At 73.6% G+C, this 11,029-nt stretch carries 7 protein-coding genes and 3 pseudogenes; 6 read left to right on the plus strand and 4 right to left on the minus strand.

The genetic code is table 11. The features are described from left to right. Nucleotides 1-69: 69 nt before the first annotated feature. Both JNW89_RS16170 and JNW89_RS16175 read right to left on the minus strand, forming a co-directional pair. A complete protein-coding gene (locus JNW89_RS16170; protein ID WP_238449545.1) occupies nt 70-1,158 on the minus strand; it encodes a zinc-binding dehydrogenase in 1,089 nt (362 codons plus the stop codon). Then, nucleotides 1,151-2,164, minus strand: coding sequence for a Gfo/Idh/MocA family protein (locus JNW89_RS16175; protein ID WP_238449546.1), 1,014 nt, complete (start codon nt 2,162-2,164; stop codon nt 1,151-1,153). Before JNW89_RS16175 ends, JNW89_RS16170 begins: the two co-directional genes overlap by 8 nt. Nucleotides 2,165-2,384: 220 nt before the next feature. Here JNW89_RS16175 and JNW89_RS16180 point away from each other — a divergent pair. From JNW89_RS16180 to ctaD, 6 genes and pseudogenes are all read left to right on the plus strand, one after another. After that, nucleotides 2,385-3,383: pseudogene (locus JNW89_RS16180) on the plus strand (glucosyl-3-phosphoglycerate synthase); the annotation flags it as partial. 623 nt (nt 3,384-4,006) lie between these two features. Further along, nucleotides 4,007-4,657 (plus strand): glycosyltransferase, encoded by a 651-nt coding sequence (locus JNW89_RS38825; protein ID WP_238449547.1) that lies wholly within the window; start codon nt 4,007-4,009, stop codon nt 4,655-4,657. Nucleotides 4,658-4,755: 98 nt separating this feature from the next. Then, entirely contained in the window at nt 4,756-5,220 is a 465-nt protein-coding gene (locus JNW89_RS16190) for a DUF4383 domain-containing protein (RefSeq protein ID WP_375155106.1), read from the plus strand. A gap of 175 nt (nt 5,221-5,395) precedes the next feature. Beyond that, nucleotides 5,396-5,569 (plus strand): annotated as a pseudogene (locus JNW89_RS38830) (ATP-binding protein); the annotation flags it as partial. A 130-nt stretch (nt 5,570-5,699) separates the two neighbouring features. Beyond that, entirely contained in the window at nt 5,700-6,041 is a 342-nt protein-coding gene (locus JNW89_RS16195; RefSeq protein WP_238449548.1) for an ATP-binding protein, read from the plus strand. 90 nt (nt 6,042-6,131) lie between these two features. Then, on the plus strand, nt 6,132-8,135 hold the full coding sequence (ctaD, locus tag JNW89_RS16200) for a cytochrome c oxidase subunit I (RefSeq protein WP_238449549.1): 2,004 nt from the start codon (nt 6,132-6,134) through the stop codon (nt 8,133-8,135). Nucleotides 8,136-8,596: 461 nt separating this feature from the next. Here the strand turns inward: ctaD and JNW89_RS16205 are convergent, their stop codons facing one another. Both JNW89_RS16205 and JNW89_RS16210 read right to left on the minus strand, forming a co-directional pair. Beyond that, a complete protein-coding gene (locus JNW89_RS16205) occupies nt 8,597-9,736 on the minus strand; it encodes a SigB/SigF/SigG family RNA polymerase sigma factor (protein ID WP_238449550.1) in 1,140 nt (379 codons plus the stop codon). A 280-nt stretch (nt 9,737-10,016) separates the two neighbouring features. Next, nucleotides 10,017-10,929, minus strand: a pseudogene (locus JNW89_RS16210) (hypothetical protein); the annotation flags it as partial. Between the last annotated feature and the right edge of the window lie 100 nt (nt 10,930-11,029).

The following is an 11,029-nucleotide window of genomic DNA, read 5'->3' on the forward strand; positions in this document are numbered from 1 at the left end:
CGGCGGGCGGCGGCGGTGGTCATGGGCCGACGGTAGCCGCCCGCGCCCACCCGGACGCGGGTCCCCGGCTCAGCCGGTCAGCACCACCTGGAGTTCCTGCCGGCGACGCTCGGCCAGGTCGGTCAGCAGGGCGGGCGCCTCCTCCAGCGGCACCACCGCCGAGACGAGGTGCTTGCGGATCACGTCGCCGTACTGCCGCAGCAGCTCGATGGTCTCGGCGGAGAGCCGTTCCCGGTCCCAGGTCGGCGTCAGGCCGCGCGGCACCCGCCCGATCTGGGCGCAGCGCAGCGAGAGCCCGTTGTGGTGGAACTCCTCGCCGAGCCGGACGGCGTCCGCGCCGTCCTGGTAGAAGGCCAGGTCGATCACGGTGCCCTGCGGACGCAGCAGGCGCAGCGCCAGGTGCAGCGCCCAGGCCTGGCCGCGGCACTGGAACACCACGTCGGCGCCCCGGTCCCCGGCGGCGTGGTTCCACCGGGTCTTGAGCACCACGGCCGGGTCGTCGGCCACCGGGTCGAGCGTCTCCAGGCCGAGCGCCTCGGCGACCTGGCGGCGCGCTGGCGTCGGGTCCAGCACCACCACGGAGGCGGCGCCGTGCCGCTTGGCGAACAGGGCGGTGAGCAGGGCGACGACGCCGCTGCCGACCACCGCGACCCGCCGGCCGCGCACCCCGTCGCCGAGCGAACGCACGTCGGTGCCGCACAGGTCGGCGGCGGCGTGCAGCAGGCCGTTGGCGCAGATCGGGCCCATGTGCGCGACGTAGATGCCGAGCAGCGGATCGAGGTCGTCGGGGAGCGGGACGAACCGCTCGGCGACCGGGTCGGCGACGTAGCCGGTGCGGTGGCCGTACGTCATGGCGCCCACCGTGCCGACGGCGACGGCCGGGGTGCGGCTCTCCACCACCCGGCCGACCTGCATGTAACCGAGCCGGGTGACGGGGTACGGGGTGCTCGCCGCACCGGGCTGGAACAGGCCGAGGTCGGGGTTCCAGGTCACGTTGAGGTACGGATTGGTGCCCTTGACGAAGCTCAGTTCGGTGCCGGCGGAGACGCCGCTGTAGAGCGTCTCCACCCGGAAGGTGCCCTCGCGCAGCTCGGCGGCATCCTGTTCGGCCAGCTCGACGGCGCCGGGGCCGCTGACCACCACGACCTTGTCACGCATCGACGCTCACCCCCGCGGCGGCCAGCGGCACGGACGCCGGGCCGGTCGGCAGGGTCACGGCACGGCCGGTACGGGCCGACTCGGCGACCGCGAGGGCCAGCCGCTGGGTCCGCATCGCCTCGGCGTACGGCACCCGGACGTCGTCGCCGACGCCGGTCACCGCGTCGATGAAGGCCCGGTCGACGGCGATCCGGGCACCGTCCGGATCGGATTCGATCCGGCGCTCCCCGTCGGCGTCGCGGATCACCAGGCCGTCCTCGGCCAGCGACAGCGCCAGGCCGTCGGCGAGGATCTCCAGCCCCGCCCGGTGCTTCCAGGTCAGCACGCAGGCGGCGGCGAGGGTGCCCACCGCCCCGTTGGCGAAGCGCAGCGTGGCCGCGGTCACCGAGTCGATGTCGGCGCCTTCGACCGGTGGCGGGTTGCCGTCGCCGTACGCGCTCACCTCGACCGCCTCGCCGACCAGCGACCGCACCAGGTCCAGCACGTGCGCGGCCTGCTCGACGACCGGGCCGCCGGAGCGGTCCCGCACCGCCCACCAGGCCACTGGGGGGACCTTGTCCAGCCAGGAACCGTTGACCATCCGCACCGGCCGGTCGGCCAGCAGCTCGCGGGCCCGCTCGACCACGTGCAGGTAGCGCCAGTGGTGGCCGACGGCGGTGAGCAGGCGCTTCTCCTGCACCAGTGCGGCGATCCGCTCGGCGGTCTCCAGGTCGACCGCGACGGGCTTCTCCACGAACATCGGGACGCCGGCGGCGATGACCGCCTCCTCCACCGGCCCGTGCGCGAACGGCGGCACGCAGACGTACACCGCGTCCGGTCCGGCGGCGAGCAGCTCGTCCACGTCGACGAAGCTCCGGCCGCCGTACGCCCCGGCCAGCTCCGTCGCCGCGTCCCGGGACACGTCGTGCACCCCGAGCAGCTCCACGTCCTCGAAACCGCTCAACACGCGGGCATGGCGTTGCGCCACCCCACCGGCCCCTACCAGTCCCACCCGGCACGTGCGCATTCCACTCGACCCTCTCGACGCTGTTCTCCGACTCGCGGGAACAGCACTCCCCCCACCGCCCGAACGCGAAACCCCGTGCGTTCGGCAACGAACCGTTCATCCGCCGGGAACCGGCTGGTGCACGGTCCGTGATCAAGCTGTTAGGCATGATCCGGTTAGCGCGCGGGCGGAGATGGGAAAACCAACTCCGCGTTTTCCGCCACGATCTGGGGGTGTGCCAGTGCGGGATACAGATTCGATCGTCTCACCAGTGGTGGAGGCATGGGCGACTTACCGGACGACTTCGGCCGAGGACTGGCCGACGCGGCGGCTGATGCGGGCCAAGGGTGACACCCGGGTCAGCGTGGTGCTGCCGGCCCGCAACGAGGAGGTCACCGTCGGCGCGATCGTGTCGACAATCCGCGAACACCTGATGGACCGGGTCGCCCTGGTCGACGAGCTGATCGTGGTGGACTCCCGGTCCACCGACCGGACCGCGCAGGTGGCCCGGGCCGCGGGCGCGGAGGTGGTCAGCCAGGACGCGATGACCCGGGGGCTGCCCCGGCTGACCGGCAAGGGCGACGCGCTCTGGGCCGGCCTGGCCGCCGCCGAGGGCGACGTGGTCGCCTTCATCGACGCCGACCTGCGCGAGTTCCGTCCGCACTTCGTGACCGGCCTGATCGGACCGTTGCTGACCGATCCGTCGGTGGACTTCGTGAAGGGCTTCTATCACCGGCCGCTGGTCGGCGCCAGCAGCGTGGAGGCCGACGGCGGCGGGCGGGTGACGGAGCTGATGGCCCGCCCCCTGCTCAACCTCTTCTGGCCGGAGCTGGCCGGTTTCGTACAGCCTCTCGCCGGCGAGTACGCCGGACGCCGGGAGGTGCTGGAGCAGGTGCCGTTCGTCTCCGGCTACGGGGTCGAGACGGCGATGCTGATCGACCTGCTGGAGCTGGTCGGCCTCGACGCCCTCGCCCAGGTCGACCTCGGCGAGCGCAAGCACCGCCACCAGGACACCGCGGCGCTGGGCCGGATGTCCGCGCAGATCATGCACACCGCCTGGTCGCGGTTGCAGCGCCGCGGCTGGGCCAGCCCCGGCACCATGCCGGCCACCATGCTCACCCAGTTCCGCCGGGGCGGCTCGGACGCCCTGCCCAACCTGAACCGGGAGATCGTGGTCAGCGACGTCTCCGTGGACGAGCGCCCGCCGCTGGCCCAGCTGCGGCACCGGGTGCCGCGCCGGCGGTGGCGGCGTGAGCGGCGGGTCGCCGCGACGGGTACCCGACGGCCGGCACGAGCCGGCCGGGGGCGGAGAGCGGACGGCCGACCGGGTCTCCGCCGAGGGAAGGACCACACCGCGATGAGCCTCACCGTCCTGATGAACGCCGGACCCTGGTTGTCCGTGCCGCCCCCCGGCTACGGCGGGATCGAGAACGTCATCGCCACCCTGGTGCCGGAGCTGCGGCGGCTGGGCGTACGGGTGGTGCTGGCCTCGGTGGAGAGCAGCACCCTGCCGGTGGACGAGAAGTTCTCGGTCTTTCCCGACGGGCAGTTCCACGCCCTGCAACGCCCCTACAACCAGGTGTGCGGCGTCTCCCAGGCCCACCTCAACGGGGTGATCCGGCAGCTGCACCACCGCGACGACATCGACCTGGTGCACGACCACGTCGAGGCGGTCGGGCTGGCCACCCTGGCCGCCATGGGGCCGGACGGCCGCCCGTGCTGCACACCCTGCACTGGGACCTGGCCAAGCACCCCGAGCTCTACGGCAACCTGGACGCCGGTGACCGGGTCCGGGTCAACGGCGTCTCCGCCTCCCAGCTGGCCCGCGCTCCCCGGGCGCTGCGGGAGCACTCGGTGGGGCACGTGCACCTGTCCACCCCGCTGGCCGTCGGCGCGGACCGCGCGCCGCGCCCGGAGAAGGGCGACTACGCGATCATCCTGGGCCGGATCAACCCGGGCAAGGGGCAGGACGTGGGCGCCCGGCTGGCCCAGCGGGTCGGGGTGCCGCTGGTGCTCGCCGGCCCGGTCGGGCCGTACCACCGGCCGGAGGACCTGGCCGCCGCCGGGGACGAGGCCCGGCAGAACCCGGACGTGCGCTTCTTCTACGACGAGGTGGCCCCGCACGTCGACGGCGAGCTGGTCCGCTGGGTCGGCACGGTGGCCGGTCAGGAGCGCGACGACCTGCTGGCCGGGGCGAAGGCCTCGCTGTTCCCGCTGCGCTGGGAGGAACCGGGCGGCACCGCGGTGGTGGAGTCCCTCGCGCTGGGCACCCCGGTCGTGGCGACCGCCCGCGGCTGCCTGCCCGAGCTGATCGAGCACGGACGCACCGGCCTGCTGACCACCGACGAGGACGAGCTCGGCGACCTGCTGCTGGCGGCCAGTCTGCTCGACGCGGACGAGTGCCGGCGGGAGGCCGCGGCCCGGTTCACCCCGGCGGTGATGGCGCAGCGCTACGTCGAGCTGTACGAGCGGGTCCGGCACGGCGCCCGGACCCGGCAGTTGCAGGTCGCCTGAGGCGTACCCCCCGCTCTCACGGCCCGGACCGGCATGGTCCGGGCCCGTTTGTCGGGCCGGGAGGCGGGAACGCCACGCCGCGACGGAGGGAGCGCGCGATGGCCGGTCCGATGGCCCACTCCCGGGCCCGGCGCAACCCGGCGGACGGCCGCGCGCCGGTACGCCGGGCCGCCGCCACCGTCGGTACGGTGTTCCTCCTGATCGGGGCCCTGGGGTTCGTGCCCGGGATCACCAGCGACTACGCCGACCTGCGGCTGGCCGGGCACCAGTCCGGCGCCCAGCTGTTCGGGTTGTTCCAGGTGTCGGTGCTGCACAACCTGCTGCACCTGGCCTCCGGCGTGGCCGGGCTGGCGCTGTCGCGCACCGTCGGGCTGGCGCGCGCCTACCTGGTCGGCGGCGGGGCGGTCTACCTGGTGCTGTGGCTCTACGGGCTGGCCGTCGACCATCGCAGCGCGGCGAACGTCATCCCGGTCAACCCCGCCGCCGACGTCCTGCACCTCGCGCTCGGCGCGGGAATGCTCGCGCTCGGCGTGCTCGCCCGTCGTGACGGGGATCGCCACTGACCCGGCCACCATATCCGGTCGGTCCGGTTTCACCCGGAGAAGCCCCGGGTACCTGGCTGGACCTGGGCATGCGAGCGGAATCGAGGGGCCGATGGCGAGCCGGATCACCTGCGAGGTGCGCGACGAGTCACCCGTGACCGTCGTCCACCTGCACGGCGAGCTCGACCTCGGCACGATGCGGTCGGTGCACACCGTGCTGGAGGGCTGCCTCACCACCCAGCCGGACGCGCTGGTGATCGACCTGGAGGACGTCACCGTCGCCGACCGGCTCGCGCTGTCCGTCTTCGCCGCCACGGCCCGCCAGGCGGACGAGTGGCCCGCCGTGCCGGTGCTGGTCTGCGCTCCCCCGTCGGACGCGGCCGCCTGGCTCGCCGAGTCCACCACCTGCCGGGTGGTGCCGGTGCACCGGGACTGCGCCGAGGCGACCCGGCTGGCCGGCGAGGTCGCCGCACCCCCGACTGCGGGCCCGCCTGGAGCCGGTGGCGGGCGCCTGCCGGCGCGCCCGGGAGCTGGTCGGCGAGGCCTGCGGCCGATGGAACGCGTTGGAGCTGGTCGGCCCGGCCTCGCTGGTGCTCAGCGAACTGGTCGGCAACGTGGTGCGGCACGCGCACACGCCGATGCAGGTGACGCTGACGCTGCGTCGACCGTACCTGCACGTGGCGGTGACCGACGGCAGCCGCAGCGCGGCACGGCCGAACAACCCGGGGCTGCGTGCCGAGGGTGGGCGCGGCCTGATGCTGGTCCGGGAGATGGCACAGCGGTGGGGCAGCGCCCCGCTCGCCGACGGAAAGGTCGTCTGGGCGGTCGTGCCGGCGAATTGACCGAAATTCCCTCTCTCGCCTGGTTACATGGGCAGAAGGGCGGGTAGTCGCGCCCGTCCTTTCTGTCGTGACGACGGGGTGAGAAGCCACATGCCCAGACGGGTGACCACGGAGCCGGCACGAGACCGGGGGCCGGCTATCCTGGCGCCGGCGCGGTTCGGCGGCTTTCCCGGCCCGCTCCGGCCGGCCCTGCCGGGAGCCAAACTGATCAAGCTGCTCGGCACGACCGACGCCAAGCAGATCGGCCTGCTGTACCTGGCGACCTCGTTCATCTTCTTCCTCATCGGCGGCGTGCTGGCCCTGCTGGTCCGGGCCGAGCTGGCCCGGCCGGGTCTGCAGCTCCTCTCCGCCGAGCAGTACAACCAGTCCTTCACCCTGCACGGCACGATCATGCTGCTGCTCTTCGCGACGCCGCTGGTGTTCGGCTTCGGCAACTACATCGTGCCGTTGCAGATCGGCGCGCCGGACGTCGCGTTCCCCCGGCTCAACGCCCTGGCGTACTGGCTCTACCTGTTCGGCGGCGCCATCGTGGTTGCCGCGTTCGCCACCCCGAGCGGGGCGGCCGACTTCGGCTGGACGGCGTACAACCCGCTCAGCGACGTCGAGAACTCCCCGGGCGTCGGCGCCAACATGTGGGTGGTCGGCCTGGCCCTCTCCGGCCTGGGCACCATCCTCGGCGCGGTCAACCTGATCACCACCACGCTCACCCTGCGGGCGCCCGGGATGACCATGTTCCGGATGCCGATCTTCACCTGGAACCTGCTGCTGACCAGCGTCCTGGTGATCCTGGTCTTCCCGCTGCTGGCCGCCGCGCTCTTCGCGCTCGCCGCCGACCGGTTGCTCAACGCGCACGTCTTCGACGCGGCCACCGGCGGGCCGATGCTCTGGCAGCACCTGTTCTGGTTCTTCGGCCACCCCGAGGTCTACATCGTCGCGCTGCCGTTCTTCGGCATCATCACCGAGGTCGTCCCGGTCTTCGCCCGCAAGCCGATCTTCGGCTACACCGGTCTGGTGCTCGCCACCATCGCGATCACCGTCCTCTCGATGACGGTCTGGGCGCACCACATGTTCGGCACCGGCCAGGTGCTGCTGCCCTTCTTCAGCTTCCTCAGCTATCTGATCGCGGTGCCCACCGGGGTGAAGTTCTTCAACTGGATCGGCACCATGTGGAAGGGACAGATCACCTTCGAGACGCCGATGCTCTTCGCCATCGGCTTCCTGGTCACCTTCCTGCTCGGCGGCCTCACCGGGGTGCTGCTGGCCAGCCCGCCGGCGGACTTCCACGTCACCGACACCTATTTCGTGGTGGCGCACTTCCACTACGTGCTCTTCGGCACCATCGTCTTCGCCGCCTTCGGCGGAATCTACTTCTGGTTCCCCAAGATGACCGGCCGGCTGCTCGACGAGCGGCTCGGCAAGATCCACTTCTGGACGATGTTCGTCGGCTTCCACGCCACCTTCCTGGTGCAGCACTGGCTCGGCAACGAGGGCATGCCCCGCCGGTACTCCGACTACCTGGCGCAGGACGGCTTCACCACACTGAACATGGTCTCCAGCATCGGCTCGTTCGTGCTCGGCGCGTCCACGTTGTTCTTCATCTACAACGTCTGGAAGACCTGGCGGTACGGCGCGATGGTGAACGTGGACGACCCGTGGGGCTTCGGCAACTCCCTGGAGTGGGCGACGACCTGCCCGCCCCCGCTGCGCAATTTCGACCGGATGCCCCGGATCCGCTCCGAGCGCCCGGCGTTCGACGCCAAGTACGGCCCGCACGTCGCCGACCTGGGCCGCGACCTGCCGCAACGCACCACCCGCCCGCCCCAGGAGTTCCGCGAGGAGCTGCGACACGAGCGGCACGTCCCGGAGTCGCCGGCGGCCGAGGGCGCGCACGGCGCCCGGGAGGCGGTGGAGTACCAGCCCGCCCCGCAGTCCGGGGCCCGGCCGGTCGAGGTACCGGAGCCGGAGGTGATCCGCCGGCCCAGCTTCGAGCAGACCGACGAGCCGGAGGGCAACCCGCTCGGCGCCCAGGAGCGCCCGGAGCCGGACGAGCGCTGGCGGCATCCGCACACCAAGGGCGACCCCGAGGAGCACTGACCGTCCGCTCGCCGCGCCGACGGCCACGTGGCCGCCACCACCGCTACCCGGTGGTGGCGGCCGCACCGTGTCACCTCCCGTGGCTCCCTCGCGCCGCGGCGGGCGGCACCATGGATCTTGGACAGTTGCCGTTCGCTGCTGACGGCAACTTTCCAAGATCTACGGATGGGGTGCCGGTGCGCGCCCACCTGCGCCTGCGGCGGGCGGCTCGGCGACGCGGCCGAGCGGTCGCCGGCCAGGTGGGTCTGCGACGCGGCCGAGTAGCCGTCGGCCAGGTGGGTCTGCGCGGCCACCCACCGTCCGCAGCGTGCACCTCAGCGACGGGACCGAGTGGCCGCCGGCCGCTAGCCGCCGGCGCGGTGACCGAGCCGGACAGCCGGGGTGGCGAGTAACTGGTCGCGGGAAGCGAGCAGCCACCGACCCCGGCACGGGCGGGCCGTGCCGGGGTCGGGCGGCGATGATCAGGCGTCGGCGGTGGCGGGCAGGCCGGCGGCGGTGAGCGACCGGCGTACCGCGGGCTGGACCCGGGTCAGCCGCAGCGGGACGCCGGTGCGCGCCGCCGCGTCGCGGCCGGCCATCAGGGCGGCGATCCCGCCGGCGTCGACCCCGCCGGCGCCGTCCAGGTCGACCACCACCTCCCGAGGCTGGCCGGTGACCGCCTCCAGCATCACCCGGCGCAGCTGGTCGGCGCCGTCCCGGTCGATCTCGCCGCCGACCTCGACCACCACCCGGTCGCCGGTGCGCTTGAGCGCGATCCGGTTCCGGCCGGTCTCGCACTCGGCGGCGCCGTTCTGCCAGGGCGGCGGCGCGTCGGCGAGCATCGCCTGGCGCAGCCAGGTCAGCGCCCGGGACAGCAACCGGGAGACGTGCATCTGGGAGATGCCGAACCGGGCGGCGATCTCCGCCTGGGTCTGGTTGCCGTAGAACCGCATGGCCAGGATGCGCCGTTCCCGCCAGGGCAGCCGGTGCAGCAGCCCGCTGACCGTCACCCGGTCGTCGACCGACTCCAGCGCGTTGTCGGACTCGCCGACCAGGTCGCCGAACTCGGCCGAGCTCTCCCCGCCCACCGGCGCGTTCAGCGAGGCCGGACTGTAGCCGGCGGCCGACTCCAGCGCGGCGAGGATCTCCACCTCCGGGGTCTCCAGCCGCGCGGCCAACTCCGCCACGCTCGGCGCCCGGGACAGCTCGCTGGTCAGCGCCGCGGTGGCCTGCCCGACCTCCAGGATCAGGTCGCGCAGCCGGCGGGGCACGTGCACCCCCCACGTGCGGTCCCGGAAGTGCCGTTTGATCTCGCCCACGATGGTGATCGCCGCGTACGCGGTGAACGAACCCCGCTCGGGGTCGTACCGGTCGACGGCGTTGACCAGGCCGAGGCGGGCGACCTGCTCCAGGTCCTCCAGCGGCTCGCCGCGCCCCCGGTAGCGACGGGCCAGCCGGCCGGCGAAGGGCAGGGCGAACCGGACGAGGTCGTCCCTGGCCTCCTGCCGACGCTCCGGTGGCAGGCCCGCGATCCGCGCCGCGTACGCCAGCGCGGCCGCGTCCAGGTCCTCCAGGCCGCGTTCCGTCGGCGGTGGTGTGGTTGTGGTGGTCTGTCCTAACATCCGCGCCTCCCTCAGGAAGGTCCCCCGCCCGGATGGGAGCCGGTCGTGCGCGTGGTCGGGCCACGCACCGGGCCGGAAGTTTGGTCACGTGCCGCGCCGGTGTCACCGGACGCGCGAGAGCGACGACAGCACGCTACGCGGCGTGCTCGGTCCGTCGCAGCGAGCGGTGTTCCCGCTCCGTAGGTACTCAATCACGCGACCCCGGGTTCGCGAGGATGTTTCGGCAGCTCGGTCCGGCGGGTCGGCGGGAAACCGCCGGACGTCCGGATTTCCGCCGGATTCAGGAGACGGCGAGGCCCATCGGAGCACCGTCCTCGCGCAGCGCGGCGAGCGCCTCGGCCACCCCGAGCGGCGGTGGCACCGGCAGGTCGTACGGCTGGTTGCGGAGCACCTCGGTGGCCCGGCGGGTGGGCACCGAGGCGACCGGGTAGCCCCGGGCGGCGGTGCGGTCGAGCGCCCGGCGGCGGCGGCGAACGCCGCCACGGCGAGCCACTGGGGCAGCCCGGCGAGGGCGGGCGAGCGCATCCCCGGCGACTCCGGCAGCACGTCCACCGAGCTGAACGGCTCGCTGCCGGCCAGCCACAACTCCACCCCGTCGACGCTGCGCCGGGTGGCGTTCTCGCACCAGTACGGCACCAGCCCCGCCCGCACCACCTGCCACGGGTCGAGCAGCCGGCCGCACTCGACCACCAGCCGGTCGCCGGTCTTGCCGGCCCGCCGCAGCCACCGCCGGTAGAGGTCCGCGACGGCCGCGCTGAGCGCGGTGGGCTGCGGGACGTGCACCTCGTGCAGCCCATGGCCGCGGCGCCGGCCCCAGTGCCGCGCCCCGTCGACGAAGCCGGGATCACCCCGTGCTCGGCGTGCTCGCCGGCGGCGGAGACCTCCGGCGGCTCCCAGTGCCCGCCGTCGCCGCCGGCCGACCGGAGCACCTGGCGCAGCGCGTGCGAGTCGGGGTGGAAGTCCACCGGCTCCAGGCCGCTGCCCGGGCAGCCGAGCTGGAAGCTGTGCCCCTGCCCCTCGTCGCTGACCGGCCAGGTGCGCCCGTCGCGGACCACCAGCAGCGACGCGGCGGGCTCCAGGCGGTCGGCCAGGAAGCGGGCGTACGCCTGGGGCAGGGCCTGCCAGCGGGCCACCAGCGACACCGTGGACCCGGCCAGCGCGCCCCGGCTGGCCGGGCAGTGCACCTGCCGCAGATCGTCGCTGACCGGCCAGGTGCGCCCGTCGCGGACCACCAGCAGCGACGCGGCGGGCTCCAGGCGGTCGGCCAGGAAGCGGGCGTACGCCTGGGGCAGG

The organism is Micromonospora sp. 4G55, from assembly GCF_016803375.1.